The organism is Lysinibacillus sp. FSL M8-0216, assembly GCF_038595555.1.
Lineage (GTDB): Bacteria > Bacillota > Bacilli > Bacillales_A > Planococcaceae > Lysinibacillus > Lysinibacillus fusiformis.
In genome coordinates this window covers 2,124,932-2,140,361 of sequence record NZ_CP152007.1, presented here as the reverse complement: position 1 = coordinate 2,140,361, position 15,430 = coordinate 2,124,932, and the positions used below count along the sequence as shown (strand labels likewise).

Sequence of the window (15,430 nt, the reverse complement as noted above, 5' to 3'; positions counted from 1 at the left end):
GTTCGGCACCAATCTTTTTTTGGGATTTCTCCAGATTCTAGAGCTTTTTTCTCCAAATCCGTTTTCGGTAGAAGATTCTTTTTTTACACATTTTGTCTCACTTCTAAAGTAGTTGTTGAGATATTTACACGTTGTTTTTATATGCCACTTCAAATATTTTACATTAACTCATCTGAAATCTCTAACCTTGTATCATCATTTACAATGTAGTACCAAATACCATCTATTGTCTTTCCCTCACCCTTGATCTCTATTTGCTTTATTATTTGAGCAGCAGATTTATATGCTTTTTGAATATCAATTAGTTGTTCTAGTTTTAAGTTTGTTTGTACATTTTTTTCTAATATTTTTAATATTTTCGGATATTTTACCAATGAAGAAAATTCAGTACCCTTTTCAATAATTTTACTTATCACTTCTCTTTGCCTTGTTTGCCTACCGAAATCTCCAAGAGGATCTTCTTTCCGCATTCGAACATATTTAAGAGCAACATGACCATTTATTTGTTGTTTTCCCTCAGGTATAAACACATCTTCAAGAGTGAAAGCAAATTTATTATTTACTGTCACTCCACCAACCGCATCAACAATATCCCTAAAACCTTCCATATTAACCTTAATGTAATAGTCAATAGGAATATTTAAAAATTGTTCAACAGCCTGGACTGTTCCTTCCACTCCACCATAAGCATAAGCCGCATTTATTTTACTATAAGAATTTTTCATAGGATTATAAACTCTCGTATCACGTGGAATGCTTACCATTGTTGATATTTCTGATTTAGGACTAACAGTAACTACTATCATAGAATCAGAACGACCAACATCATTTGGTCGCTCATCCACCCCTAGTAGTAAAAATGAGAGGGGTTTTAAATTTTCTATATTAGTTTTATTTTGCTGTTGTTTATCATTATCCTTGTCTTTATTCAAAGGTTTATAAATATGGTCAACTGATTGTGCTACAGTTCTATAGATCCCATAACTAACTAAACCAGCAAAAATAATAAATAGAGTTAGCACAAGTATTATTATCTTTCTGATATTCAATTTTTTCTTCTCTTTTAATTTATACATATACTTCACTGTCCTTACTATTTACTTAGTGTAAGTAATCTTTGAAAACATACATCATTAATTATTTTCATTTATTGTTTCTAGAATCAAAGAAGCATAGAATTCAGCACCTTCTGGTTTCAAATGTACTCCATCCTGATAAAAGTAATTTTCTTTTCCTTCACTAGCTGCATACCAATCAATAATAGTTGCGTTTTTAAACTCAGGAGCAACCTCTGAAATCGTATTGTTTACAGTTTCCTCCCATTCTTTAGGGACACGTGTATTTATAAGGTAAATTTGCTTATCGCTAAGTAAGGAAAGTAAATTACGTAATTGGTTTGAAGTAAAGGGGCCATTTGTCCCAAGCTCTATAACAATTTTCCCACCTAATTTCCCTTCTGTTTGTAGCTGTTTAATAGTTTCTTCCCCCTGTATCATTTGACGACCAACTTTTCCATCAACTAAGATTCCTGGAAGTAACTCTTCTAAATAAGGAGCGACACCAACAATGACCGAATCCCCAATAACAGTAACCCCTGTCACATCTTGAGTATTAACATTTTTTGAAACTTCCGTCTTCCCCTCCACTTCCACCTTGTCATGAATCTCCTCAATGTGAGTTGCTTTTACTTCTTCTATGGATTTATTTGTCGGAACGGTTTTATTCATACCATAACTAACAATGCCAATGGAAATGAGCAATAGTGCTAGTACAAGGATTAGTTTCTTTTTACCTTTTGTTTGTTTCTTCTCTTTTAATTTATACATAATACTTTCCTCTCTTAATGTGAATATAATTTAAAAACTCTCCTAAATATTTTCCTTAACTGCTTCTAGTATTATAGAAGCATAGTATTCTGCACCTTTTGGTTTCAAATGCACTCCATCCTCATAAAAATAATTTTCTTTTCCTTCACTAGCTGCATACCAATCGATAATAGTCGTGTTTTGGAACTCAATAGCAACCTCTGAAATCACTTTGTTCACATTATCCTGCCAATCTTTAGGGACACGTGTATTTACAATAAAAACTTGCTTATCATGAAGTGATGAAAGTAAATTACGTAATTGATTTGAATTAAAGGGACCATTTGTTCCCAGCTCAATAATAATCTTTTCGCCTAATCTCCCTTCTGTTTGTAGCTGTTTGATAATTTCTTCCACTTGACTCATTTGACGACTAACTTTTCCATCAATCAAGATTCCCGGAAGTAACTCTTCCAGATAAGGAGCAACACCAACAATAACCGAATCCCCTATGACTGTAATCCCAGCCCCATCCTGATAAACAAAATTTTTTGAAACATTCTTTTCTTCCTTAGTGTCAATTTTTTCCTCTACATAAAGTATTTCCTCTTCATTAGCCGTGGCTTTAGATTCAATTTGGGTGATATACACTCTAAATATAATAAGAAAAAATAAGCTATAAAGAATGCTTGCCAAGTATATCGCACGCATATAATATCTTCTTAAGCGCCATTTGCTACGTGGATTTTCTTTAGAATTTCTTCGCCTAAAGGGTTCCTCTATATACTTGTAAGATAAAGATGCCAAAATAAAGCTAAAAACTAGTTGAATTGTGATGTGTGTAATACTAAATTCTTTGTTGGTTGTATTTGATAAAATAATGATTGGAAAATGCCATAAGTATAAGCTATATGACCTAACCCCTATCCAGCGTAAAGGTTTACATCCCAACATTGTTCCAATAATGCTTGCAGGATGTGCAAGGACCGCAACTAAAATTGCAGTAATAAAACTTAAAAATACAAATCCCCATGGATAAAGTGATTCATTAAATTTGTTGGTACAAACCATTAATATGAGAGTTATTAATAAACTTACTACTCCTATTACGTCTAAAATTAGTCGTGCTTGATATGGAACTTGATCTCTTTGTTTTAATTGTTTACTTGGCCAAATAAAAGCCAGAGTTGCACCAATAAGTAAGCCAAATGCTCTAGTATCAGTACCATAGTAAACTCTACTTGGATCAGTGCCAGGTTCATAAATCCATCCCATTGATATAGCTGATAAAGCTGCAGCAATTAAAATCCATTTGATAAGATCGCTTCTGCGTTTAACTATTGTTAATCCGATAACTAGAAAAAGTGGCCAAATAAAGTAAAATTGTTCTTCTATGGAGAGAGACCACAAATGTCCAATAGGTGAAGGAGGACCGAAACTTTCAAAATAAGAAACTTTGTTAAAAATTAACCACCAATTATTCACATAAAATAAAGCTGATACAAAATGACCCTTTAATGAAAGTAATCTATCTAAATCAAATATTAAAAGCCATGTTCCTACACAGAATAGCATCCATAGCATAGCTGGAAGGAGCCTCCTAAATCTTCGTATCCAGAAATTTAGCAGATTAAATCTTTGTTTCCCTTTCCACTCGTTGATAATTTGATCAGTAATGAGATAACCAGAGATAACAAAAAAAATCCCTACCCCAAGGAGACCTCCTTGTGCCCACTTAAGGTTTAAATGATATGCTATGACTGCAAGAACTGATATAGCTCTAAGACCATCAAGACCTGGCATATAGTGTTTATTTTTTTGATTTTGGATTTTATTCATGTTGTTACTTCAGTCCTTACTCTATTTATTGAAGGTTGAACAGTGGCATCAAAATCCTTTTTGCTCTCATTCAAACGCCACATCTTTAATATAAGGTTTGAATATCGCAGAAGTTTAACATACTTGTAAACAAATTGTCACAACAATAAAAAAGCTAAATTTGATATATGTGAAACTAAAATGGAAGTTTAAAATTTTGTGTTATCATACGAACACACTAAAATTTGTCGTACAAAGAATTTTGTGATGAAATGTATTACATAGATTTAGTTTGTTTTTTATTTATCGAGTTTTTATATTAAAAGCGATGGGACAGTCTTGTTTAAAAAGACTGTCCCATCGCTTTATTTTAAATGTATGATTTTTTTTGAGGTGTATTTTTAATTTCTATTTCATGTATATTGCTATACCTTTTAATAAACCTTTATTTGTGGCAATAAATACTATATTTTTTCTTTCAAGTGATTGCTAATGCACCTTTCGGTTTGATTGCGTAGGGTAAAAAAACTATCAAAATGTCGCAAGGATGCCTCTAGTGGACCTTTAGGAAGGCAAGATAATAACCACCCTACCACCAATGCTATTATAACGATTAACATGTCTCCAAATGGTATTTCACCTAGACTAAAATTACCGCCAGCTAGTTGAATACCCCATACCACAACAAACTGAATTGCATACATCGTCAACGCCATACGTCCAACTAAGGCGAAAGGAATCACTAATTTAGAAATTTTTTTGGATATGATACAAACTATTCCAAGAGCAAAAAATGCTGCCCCAAGACCCATCAACGTCTGGAAAGAGGATGCACTATGTGAACTTGTTAAAAGTAGACTGTGCCACATTGGTGGTTCCACATTATATGGCCAGATTGCGTACGGGTCTAGTTCAATACTGTTTACCCCTTGAACACTTATAAGCCAATTTTCAAAGGTTTGACTTAAATCAGGAAGTACAAATTTAGACAACATAATACTAATTATAAGCATAATTGAACCACTACCTGCCAATGAAAGAGCAGTATGTGTACTAGTAAGATCAAGACGACCAATAGCCATTCCTGCCACAAAAACAGAGGAAAGTGCTAAAGCTGACATTGGACCCCCGGCAATATCATACAGAAGAAAAGCTTCAGAAAACAAACTTCCTCCAAGTACCATTACTGGTGGTCCTAACAAGATTAAACAAATTGCTGTTGTAACAAGCACACGAGTCGAACGATACACCAGGGGTAAAGCAAGTACAAAAAGCGCTGCATAAGCGGGTAATATCACCCCAAACGGTGTATTTAACATAATGAGAGTATACCCAATAAGATCGATAAAAACCGCCCGTGCTAGCATGCGTGACCTAAAAGCAGTTTTTTCTATACCTTTATCCCTCATTCCCTGTGCCATGAGAGAATAAGAAATACCACCACAAAGTACAAATAGTAAAGTTGTATTTCCTGAAACGATTGCTGCATTCTTTTCATTCAAAGCAAAGTGTTGCACATACATTCCTAAGACTGCCAATCCACGCGCAACATCAAGAGCGACCAAACGACCGAGACCACCTGAGCTCCTTTTAGAACCATCAGGAGTTTCATTTTCGATTAACAATAAACATTCCTCCTTTTCCATATTGGGGCTATAACCATAGCCAAATATAACTCTCAATTGTCTCTAAAGATTAATCAATATGTAAACAAAATGTCACAAAACAACTTTGTATTGGCTTTCTTTGAAAGCTTCTTGTATCATCTAGACACTGGATAATACTAAATTTGATATGGGACTATACTTAAATAGATATAAAAAAAGGTGGACATTTACATGGACAAAACTAAAATTCTCATAATAGAAGATGACGAACCAATTGCTGATTTGCTGTCATATGGTTTAATGATGGAAGGTTTTCATACACGCATTGAAACAACAGGATCTTCTGGATTAAGTGCAATAGCAATATACAAGCCTAATCTACTTTTACTTGACTGGATGCTTCCCGATTGTAGCGGGTTGGATATTTGTAAACAAGTAACAACCACTTACAATATTCCCATTTTGATGATAACTGCTAAATCTGATATTACCGATAAAGTAATTGGGCTAGAATATGGAGCAGATGACTATATCACAAAGCCGTTTGATTTGCGTGAGGTAGTTGCTAGGATTAGAACAATTTTTAGAAGATTAGATCAAACGAATAGCTTGGAAAAGCAAGAAAAAAGCCAAGATATTAGATTTAAAAATATTTTAATTCTACCAGAAGAAAGGCTGGTAATAAAAGATGATATAAATATAGAGCTTACTCCCAAGGAATATGATTTATTAATGACTCTAATAGGACAAAAGGGTAAAATCTTTACTCGATCAGAGTTGCTCGATTTGGTATGGGGGTATGATTTTGTTGGTGATACACGTACTGTTGATACTCATATTCAGCGTCTTAGAAAAAAACTTGATGCAGGAGACATTATTACCACAGTATTTGGAATTGGCTATAAATTTGAAAAGCAGGTGAAGTAAAGGATGCTAAGAACTATTAAAGCAAAATTTATTTTTGGTTTTTTCGCCATCTTTTTTTTATCTTTTCTAGTACTTAATTACACTGTAAAAGAAGTAACTTGGACTAATAACGAGAAGATTATAACTTCTGATTTAGTTGAGTTAAAAAAAAACAGTAATGTGTATGTTCGCCAATCTTTTTTAATTAATCATTATAAAAATAACAAGCTTTATTTTGGTGAAATGGCAGAAGAAATGGTACACGACTTAAACTTTTCTACAGGTAGTAATGTAAGTGTTTATAGTTTAGATGGTTCGTTATTATATTCTTCTGATAAAAAATCCTTTTTAGAAAAAATAGATACTGATCTTCAACAAGCTATTAAGGGAAAAACTGCTTATCATATCTCCTACTATCAAAATAAAGCCAAGGTTCTTTTCTCTTACCCTGTTGTAATTGATGGATCAGAGGTTGGAATTTTACGTTTTTCGAAAGATTTTAGCCTTCTTTATAATCAAAGTAAAAGGATTTTAGATATTATTTTTTATATAGCCGTGGTTATTTTTACTGTAGCATTTCTTTTTTCATATATTCTTTCAAGACATATCACTATTCCCCTCGTTGAATTAACACATGCATCTAATCAGGTTAAAAAAGGAAATCTTAATGTTAATATTCATTTTAAAAGAAAAGATGAAATAGGTGAATTGGCAATGAATTTCAATGATATGATCAAACGAATTAATAGTCAAATATCTACAATAGAAAGTGACCGTGATCGTTTAAAAGAGTTAAACAAGAAGGAAAAGCTATTTTTTGACAATATTACTCATGAGCTTAAAACTCCTCTTACTTCCATTCTCGGATATGCAGAAATTATAGAGCAAAAAGGAGAATCTGATAGAAGTTTTTTTAAAAAAGGTATGAAACACATTATTGAGGAAAGTCGGAGACTCCACAATATGGTAGTTAAACTTCTTGAAATATCTAAAGGCACAACGAGAGAATATCCATTCGAAAAAGTAGATACTAGTGAAATTTTAAAAGATGTTTGTGATTCTATGTCGTTTCGAGCTGAACGTTACAAAAAAAGTATAAATAGCGACATTCAAGAGGATTTGTATGTTTATGGTGATGACAATCGAATTCGCCAACTTTTTATTAACCTATTAGATAATGCTATAAAATACAGTTCACCTTTTTCACAAATAAATATTAGTGCAGAACTTGTAAAAGAAAAAATAATTTTAAAATTCATGAATCCTAGTAATCACATTGAACAGGAACAATTCACCAACCTATTTCAACCCTTTTTTTCAATAAATCAAGAAAAAGCAGAGGAAGGAAGTGTAGGATTAGGTCTAAGTATTGCAAAATCTATTGTAGAGGATCATAAAGGGATTATACGTATCTTTAATGAAAATCAAAATACCATAGTATATGTAGAAATGATATACATGAAGGATGAAAATTTATTATGAAGAAAAAACATTGGTTACATTGGTCAGCCGTACTATTTTCCCTTACCTTAATTATGACAGGTTGTAATATAGGAAAGCGTACAGAAACCATTATAATTTCAGACAATTCGGAGCAGCCTCCCATGGATCAGATGAATAAATCTTTTAAAGTTAAATCCATTTATCGTCTTCCACCGGCTAGTAAATTACTGGGTTGGTCTGATAATAAATCAGTCATTGGAATCTTTAAAGAAGAGGGATTATCTCATCTACAACGATTATCTTCCCCATATGAAAAACCTGAAGTTTTGCAGAAAATGAATAACAACATTTTTAACTTATATATGTCACCAGATGGTAAAATGATTGCTCAAACTAGATTGTCATCATATGGTCCTTCATTAAAGCTTATCTCTGTAAAAGATGGAAAAGAAAAAATTGAGATACCACTTAAGTCTAACCAGAATATCTACCTCCAAGATATAGCTTGGTCTAACAACAGCAGATTTCTATGTTTTCTTAGCTCTAGCTCAATGATTGATGAACCAACAACTATTGGTGTATTTGATATAGTTTTAAACAGCCTTCAAACATACGAATTAGTTGAACTCAAAGATAAGGGAACTTTCGTAGGGGTAAATATCTCAGATGATGGAAAAAATTTGTTATTTACTATAATTCCGCCATCTAAACCTTCTAATGATAGTAGTCTTATTTTCGTGACGATAAACAGTAATAAAATAGAAACTAAGTACACACATCAAACAAATGGAAGTAAAACTACTTGGTTAAATAATTATCAATTTGTATTCCTTGGTAAAGATGAAACATTATACGAATATGATAGCCGTAATGGTGATCTTGCCATCTTATTAGAAAAAGTAAGTATATATGAATTTTCAAATGATCAAAAGAAAATCGCCTATTCTCTGAGTGATGAAGATAATGTTTATATAGGAAGATTTCAAGGTAAAAATATACTCAATGTAGAAACCATTTATCAAGGGTTAACACCCTATGAACTCTATTGGAGCCTTGATAATCAAAGCTTACTTTTACAAGGTAGAAAAATTTCTCAAATTCTTCAAACAGAAGAACAAGTATTTATTATTGATTTTTAGTTAAATGTATTAAAAATACTAAACCTTTAACTGTAGAAGAATTTAAAGGGTTAATGAATTATTAATACCGAATATACATTTTCAATGATCATCGTATACTCATCAAACTTTTTGCATAACCTATTTTTTGTACAATTAAGGTAAGAAATATGTATGGGAGACTTATTCACACTCAGTATTGTGAAATGATTGGCTATTCTTTATAGTTGAACTTCCACAAAATTTGAAGAAACATTTCTTACATGGTAGTAGGAACAAAACGAGGACAATCAAATAAACAGATTAGAACAATCAATCTTGTTTTGAATTAAAAATTGAAGATGAAAAATAAATTAATTATAAATGTTAAAAAAGGTTCATTTGATTCATGCCAGAGAGAACTAAATGATATCAAATGAACCAAAAAAACAATCAATGTTGGAATCTCGTACTAAGTATTGATATTGCAACATAGTTTTTGGTTTTTCTCATACAATATGATTGTATTTTTTCACTTGCTTATTATCCTTCCTTTGCCCGTTCTGCAAACAACTTTCTTCCTAATCCTGTAATGACACAAATCATTTCCAAAATCTCCTTCCCCTTAGGCATTTTTCGGTAATTTCTAACTGCTATCTTGCAATACACGTCATATAAAATGATATTTTAATTTAAAAATAAAGCCTTTGAAACGGAAGTCCCCTCTTTAGGTTTTATAGTAACTTGTTGTAAAGGATAGCTGTTGTTATCCCTGCTTCTTCTGCGACTGTTTTAAAGCTATGAACGAAGAATTTAAAAAGTTAAAAGAAGAAAAAAGAATCTCGTTATTCCATTAGTTGAGATGCAAGAATTGACGGCTATGATCGTCAATTCTTTCATAAGTTTCCGTTCCTAATAAATAAAATTCGATAACATTAATTTTTATCTTCTAGTGTAAATTTAACGATATAAAATCTGCCCCCTAAATGTTAGTTATTGTCTAACAATTGGAGGTCGGTTCATCCTTTCCAATGATTCTACAGAAAGAATAGCGTATTATTTCATTTTAGGGAGTATTTTGTTTTGATAGCTTGATAGCAATGTGGCGGTACCCTAACTTTATAATTGACTTTACTCATCAAAAGTTTCAACTAAATTTTGCATCTCATCAATTAACAACTTTACTGAAATAGAAGCCTTTTTAATTGAGGGTACTGCTAGAGCAATTTCTCTGCTATATTTAGGTTCTAAATTTTTTATGCAAAGGTCATCTGGTAAATGCACTATGGTAAGCTTATGAACGATTGCTATTCCTAGTCCTTCTTGGATCATCTCCAACATTGTATTTATATGGGAAACAGTAAATTCCGCCTTTAACTTGACTTTACTCTTTTTAAATATACTGATAATTGGTAGTTCAAATCCTCCTCCGCATAATATGATTGGTTTATTATCCAAATCATTAATATGAATAAATTCTTTATCGGACAACGGGTGAGTCTTTGATAAAACGACAACCATCTTGTCCGTGGCAATTGGTATAACATCCATCTCTTTTCTGGGAAGGGTGATGAATCCTACATCGATGACTCTAGTAGATAGCCATGTTTCGATTTCATCTAAAGTGCCTTCGTAAATGACAATCTTTAAAGAAGGATATTTTTGTTGAAAAATCTTTATGATTTTAGTCAAAAACTTAGAAGCACTCGAAAAGCTTCCAATTCGTATAGTTCCAACCTCAAATCCCTTTTCCGCAGCTACTTCCTGCTCAATTTTGTCTACATGATTCAACACTTCCTTAATATGGAATAATATACGTTCTCCTACATCTGTTAGAATTAATCCCTTTTTTCGATCCCTCAACAGTATGGTAACTCCTAATTCTGCTTCTAAACTCAATATGGCATGACTAACAGCTGGCTGAGTCATATGTAAAGTATGCGCTGCTTTTGTAAAACTCCCCGTGTCTATTGCTGTAGCTAACACCTGTAATTGTGATATCGTCATCATAAGTAAATACTTATACCTCCTATTAAAATAATTGATTTTATTTATACTATATAAGTATAGTATCATAAATGATGTAATCATACCAAGGAGGCGTTATGTTAAATGAACAACCATATAAAAGTGAAAAACTTTTTTCTTCTTACTTTTCTAGTCATCATATGGGGGATACATTGGCCACTGGCTAAATTTTCCTTAAATTATTCATCTCCCCTATTATTTTCTGGACTGCGATTATTTATAGGGGGACTTATCTTACTTATAATTGCTATTCCAAGATATAAAATGCTTCGTTTTAAAGAAACATGGCCTATTTACTTTGTATCAGCATTCTTCAATATTATTTTATTTTACGGTCTACAAACAGTTGGTTTAAATTACTTACCTGCAGGACTTTTTACATCAATTGTTTATCTCCAACCAGTTTTAATGGGTATATTCTCATGGATTTGGCTTGGGGAATCCATGCATTTTCTTAAATTTGCTGGGTTAATTTTAGGTTTTGCAGGTGTGGGTGTCATTTGTTTAGGAGGATTAGCAGGACATATTTCGATTATCGGCGTTCTTCTTGCTTTATGTACTGCTGTTAGTTGGGCGTTCGGTACAGTGTTTATGAAAAGAACAGCTCAAAAAGTTGATGGAACTTGGCTAACTACACTTCATATTATAATTGGGGGACTGTTCCTACTTGCGTTAGGAACGGGAACGGAAAGTTGGTCTTCTATATCATGGAACATACAGTTTACTCTATCCTTATTATTTATTTCTATATTTGTAATTGCATTTGGTTGGCTTGCTTTCTTTACATTAGTTAGTTCCGGGGAGGCAAGCAAAGTATCAACATATACTTTTTTAATCCCTGTTATCTCTATTTTAGTGAGTTCTTTCTTTCTACATGAAGCAGTTACAATTAATCTTTTCGTAGGAATGATCATAGTCGTACTTAGTATTGTGCTTGTTAATATAAAGCCTAAAGAGAAGACTTCTGTTTCATCAGCATAAATATCATTTTAAGAATATAAAGAGGTATTGCTTTGAAATAAAGTTAACAAAAACAACTTGCACAATCCCTTATTTAATAATAAAAAAGAAGAATCCCTTTTGAAAAAAGTTTGATCAAAAGAGATTTTTCTTTAGCAGTTTTAAGTTAGGCTTTTATAAAAAAGTTTGATTATTTTCTACCTGTGTTGCTCCACAATCCGCCCCATTATTGTAGATCCTAATGCCCCTGAAAGTTTAGGAACGATTAAAAATGCAAATTTACGTAAATAGATTGACTATTGATACACGTTTTATTCAGATAGCATATAGTTTTTTCAGCAAAATCTTGAAAAGTATTATTGTAGCTATGTTTATATACCTTTGTATAAAAAACTGTTTAAACAATGTCCATTAGAAAAATCACGAAACGTTGATATACCAGCGTCCGTGACTTTTTAGTGTCGGCCCAAGCTTTGATTTAGGAAACAATTTTAAATTTGCTTTGTAAAAACTACTTAATCTTTTTCCACATGCACTCGCTTCACAAAGAATGATAAAATAAGTCCGATGATTGAAAGGCCAACGATAAAGATGTACGCATGCTTTGTTCCTTCCGCCATTAATTCACCTGGTGTAGCGTTTGGAAATTTCTCCATATGCAATGTTTGGCCATTTACCAATAATGTAATTGCCAACGCTGTTCCGATACCACCAGCAATTTGTTGTAATGTACTCATGACTGCGGCTCCATCACCATATAATTTGCGTGGTAATTGGTTTAATCCATTTGTTTGCGCAGGCATAATAATCATTGAAACACCGATGAAAAAGATGGTATGTGCCAAAATTACTTGCCAAATTGGTGTATCTACAGAAATCGTAAAGACAAAAAGTAAGCTTGAAATAACCGCTAAAAGATACCCAAGTGGCAAAAATTTCTTTGCGCCATATTTATCAAATAACTTTCCTACAAAAGGAGAACAAAAAGCATTCATTGCACTACCAGGTAAAAGAATCATCCCAGCTACTGTGGCACTAAATAGTAAAGATGCTTTAAGATACATTGGTAATAGAATGGCTGATGATAATATGAGGAGCATGCCGCTGAATAATAACAGCGTTCCTAATGTAAACATAGGAAATTTAAACACTCTCAAGTTAATCATTGGTTGTTTCATTTTCATTTGACGAATACTAAATAATATAATGGATACCGCACCTACAATAAAAGGCATATATACCGAAACAGAGTTAAATGATTTCTCCGCAATATTACTTAAACTATACATTAAACCGCCAAATCCAAGCGTGGATAACAGGACAGAAAACAAATCAATCGCAGGTTTTGTAATAGTTGATACGTTATCAATCTGTTTAAGCCCGATAATTACTAAAGCTACATAAAAGATAAGACTAATCCAGAAAATATAAGCCCAATTCAACGAATCAACAATAAGACCAGCTAAAACAGGACCAACTGCAGGTGCTGTTGTAATGACAAGTCCCATTAATCCCATCACAGCTCCACGTTTATAGATCGGAAAAATTAGTAAAATTACATTCATCATTAATGGTAAAATAATTCCCGTTCCAAGAGCTTGAACGATACGACCAACTAGTAAAACTGCAAAACTAGGTGCTGCTGCAGCTAAAATGGTTCCTACAATAGAGAAGATTAACGAACCGACTACTAGTTGTTTTGTTGTAAACCATTGAATGAGTAGTGATGAAACAGGTACGAGAATACCAATTGTTAATAGATAGCCCGTCGTAAGCCACTGGGCAGTCGCTGCTGACACACTAAAATCTGACATAATGTTAGTCAGTGCCATATTCAAGGCCGTCTCACTAAATAGCCCGATAAATGCAGCAAACATTAGTACAAAAGCCATACCTTTAGGGCTACGTACTGGTACAACTTGATTGGATGAAGACATAAATTACTTCCTTTCTTCCCTAGCAATAATTAGACCGGTCTATATAAATTTACGATGAATAAGTCCCTTTTTACTGGGACAGTAGTAAAGGGATCATCTTGTTAACATGATGTAATGGCTCACACGATTTTTTTGTAAAACATAACGTAACGCCCCCTTCAATTAAGGCACTAATTGTTTCACTAATTAAATACGCGCGATCTTCGTTATAGCCACTTATTCTTAATTTATCGTAATAAAGATTTTCCCACATTGTAAAGGTTTCTTCACAAGCCTGTCGTAGATTCTCATTGACAAATACGGTTTCCATCGCGAGCAATCCGAGTGGGACGTTTTTAAATTGTGTTTTGCGTTCTATGTCTCTAAAATGTTCAGCAATATTTCCGATATGATATTGAAATGCTTCGACTGGGTCATCGTAAACGGCTAAATTTTCTTTGATAGCTGTTGAAATCGTCTTTGCAGATAAATTAATCGCTTCAATTGCTAATTGCTCCTTACCATTAGGGAAATGATAATATAACGAACCTTTAGGCGCTCCGCTCTCTTTAAGTATTTCACTTAACCCCGTAGCGTGATAACCTTTCAAATGAAAAAGCAAGGTTGCTGCTTCTAAGATTTTCTCTCGGGATGTTTCTTTACTAGACATATATCTTGCCTCCTTCAAAATTATAACGAACGGTCTAGATAATTGTAAATACATTTTTTTATGTTGTCAATCTAAAATCTTTACTTTTTCACTACGTAAACGATTATCAAAATTTAGAACGCTTAGTTTAAAATGGTTGTCTGTAAATATGGTTCAAAATAGCTTCTTTGTCGTTATGTTCGTATTTTAGATTCTTCCTAAAAAACAGCGCCCCCAACTATTAGCATATAACTAACAATTGGGGGCGCTGATTGATTCCCATATTCTCTTTCCTATTTACTTTGCACTTTATAAACTTTACTATCAGGCTGTCTGTTCATTGCCTGTTGTAAAAATTGAGTTGCGGTAAATAATTTGTCTTCATCAATAGTTGTTTGAATGCCTAAGCGATGTAGGAAATTCACTAAATCATTCGTTGAGACATTGCCGCTTGCACCTGGGGCATAAGGGCACCCACCCAAGCCACCAATAGCACTGTCGTATTTAGTGATTCCGAGTTCAAGAGCAGTAAATATATTGGCTAAAGCGCGGCCATACGTATCATGAAAATGAAGGGCAAACAGATTACTGTCGTATTGCGTGAGCAGCTCTGTTAAAATAGCCTTCACCTGTACAGGGTCTGCTACACCGATTGTATCGCCCAGCGAAATCTCAGAAACGCCCATTTCTATATAGGCATCAATTATTCTCTTGACGGTTTGAATTTTTACCTCGTCCCCAAACGGACTGCCAAATACAGTTGAAATATAGCCTCTTAACGCTATACCTTCACGATTTGCTGCTTCAGCTACAGCCTTTAGGTTATGCAAAGATTGGTCTATGGAAGCATTCAAATTACTTTGATTATGCTCCTCAGAGGCAGAAATAAATAATGCAATTTCATCAACTTTTTGTTGAATGGCCCCTTCTATCCCTTTTAAGTTAGGGACAAGCGCTGCATACGTTATTTTTTCATTACGTGTGATTTTCTCGAACACTTCATGATGATCGGCCAAGGCTGGTATCCATTTTGGACTAACGAACGAGGATACTTCGATATGGCGGACACCTGTTTCACTGATTAAGTTAATCCATTGTACTTTCAAATCAGTAGGAATAAATAAATTCTCATTTTGTAAGCCGTCACGCGGGCCGACCTCTCTTATTTCCACTTTTTTTGGTAAAGTCATAAAGATACACC

The 15,430-nt window shown here is 33.3% G+C and carries 12 protein-coding genes; 4 read left to right on the top strand and 8 right to left on the bottom strand.

All coding sequences use genetic code 11. The features are described from left to right. Positions 1-158 precede the first annotated feature (158 nt). The 4 genes from MKX57_RS10370 to MKX57_RS10355 all read right to left on the bottom strand — a co-directional run bounded on the left by MKX57_RS10370 (position 159) and on the right by MKX57_RS10355 (position 5,269). Entirely contained in the window at positions 159-1,076 is a 918-nt protein-coding gene (locus MKX57_RS10370) for an LCP family protein (protein WP_342551006.1), read from the bottom strand. A 57-nt stretch (positions 1,077-1,133) separates the two neighbouring features. After that, positions 1,134-1,826, bottom strand: a complete 693-nt coding sequence (locus tag MKX57_RS10365) for a hypothetical protein (protein ID WP_174804736.1) — start codon at positions 1,824-1,826, stop codon at positions 1,134-1,136. A 42-nt stretch (positions 1,827-1,868) separates the two neighbouring features. Beyond that, on the bottom strand, positions 1,869-3,644 hold the full coding sequence (locus MKX57_RS10360; RefSeq protein WP_008175042.1) for an acyltransferase family protein: 1,776 nt from the start codon (positions 3,642-3,644) through the stop codon (positions 1,869-1,871). A gap of 443 nt (positions 3,645-4,087) precedes the next feature. After that, positions 4,088-5,269 carry a DUF418 domain-containing protein gene (locus MKX57_RS10355; RefSeq protein WP_090001659.1) on the bottom strand — a complete coding sequence of 394 codons (1,182 nt, stop codon included), beginning with the start codon at positions 5,267-5,269 and terminating at the stop codon, positions 4,088-4,090. Between the two features lie 192 nt (positions 5,270-5,461). On the opposite strand from MKX57_RS10355, the gene MKX57_RS10350 reads away from it, so the two are divergent. The 3 genes from MKX57_RS10350 to MKX57_RS10340 are packed head-to-tail and all read left to right on the top strand — an operon-like array spanning position 5,462 to position 8,718. Continuing rightward, on the top strand, positions 5,462-6,157 hold the full coding sequence (locus MKX57_RS10350; protein ID WP_008175050.1) for a response regulator transcription factor: 696 nt from the start codon (positions 5,462-5,464) through the stop codon (positions 6,155-6,157). A gap of 3 nt (positions 6,158-6,160) precedes the next feature. Beyond that, positions 6,161-7,618, top strand: coding sequence for a HAMP domain-containing sensor histidine kinase (locus MKX57_RS10345; RefSeq protein ID WP_008175053.1), 1,458 nt, complete (start codon positions 6,161-6,163; stop codon positions 7,616-7,618). Then, the gene (locus tag MKX57_RS10340; RefSeq protein ID WP_089984649.1) at positions 7,615-8,718 is read left to right on the top strand and encodes a hypothetical protein; all 1,104 of its coding nucleotides are present in this window, start codon (positions 7,615-7,617) and stop codon (positions 8,716-8,718) included. Before MKX57_RS10345 ends, MKX57_RS10340 begins: the two co-directional genes overlap by 4 nt. A gap of 1,089 nt (positions 8,719-9,807) precedes the next feature. Here MKX57_RS10340 and MKX57_RS10335 read toward each other — a convergent pair. Next, the gene (locus MKX57_RS10335; RefSeq protein ID WP_139150584.1) at positions 9,808-10,683 is read right to left on the bottom strand and encodes a LysR family transcriptional regulator; all 876 of its coding nucleotides are present in this window, start codon (positions 10,681-10,683) and stop codon (positions 9,808-9,810) included. A gap of 105 nt (positions 10,684-10,788) precedes the next feature. On the opposite strand from MKX57_RS10335, the gene MKX57_RS10330 reads away from it, so the two are divergent. Beyond that, on the top strand, positions 10,789-11,685 hold the full coding sequence (locus MKX57_RS10330) for a DMT family transporter (RefSeq protein ID WP_089984654.1): 897 nt from the start codon (positions 10,789-10,791) through the stop codon (positions 11,683-11,685). A 494-nt stretch (positions 11,686-12,179) separates the two neighbouring features. On the opposite strand, the gene MKX57_RS10325 is transcribed toward MKX57_RS10330, so the two are convergent. The 3 genes from MKX57_RS10325 to MKX57_RS10315 all read right to left on the bottom strand — a co-directional run bounded on the left by MKX57_RS10325 (position 12,180) and on the right by MKX57_RS10315 (position 15,419). Then, positions 12,180-13,601 (bottom strand): MDR family MFS transporter, encoded by a 1,422-nt coding sequence (locus MKX57_RS10325; protein WP_090001661.1) that lies wholly within the window; start codon positions 13,599-13,601, stop codon positions 12,180-12,182. Between the two features lie 70 nt (positions 13,602-13,671). Further along, positions 13,672-14,250, bottom strand: coding sequence for a TetR/AcrR family transcriptional regulator (locus MKX57_RS10320; protein ID WP_008175062.1), 579 nt, complete (start codon positions 14,248-14,250; stop codon positions 13,672-13,674). Positions 14,251-14,522: 272 nt separating this feature from the next. Next, positions 14,523-15,419 carry a hydroxymethylglutaryl-CoA lyase gene (locus MKX57_RS10315; RefSeq protein WP_089984658.1) on the bottom strand — a complete coding sequence of 299 codons (897 nt, stop codon included), beginning with the start codon at positions 15,417-15,419 and terminating at the stop codon, positions 14,523-14,525. Between the last annotated feature and the right edge of the window lie 11 nt (positions 15,420-15,430).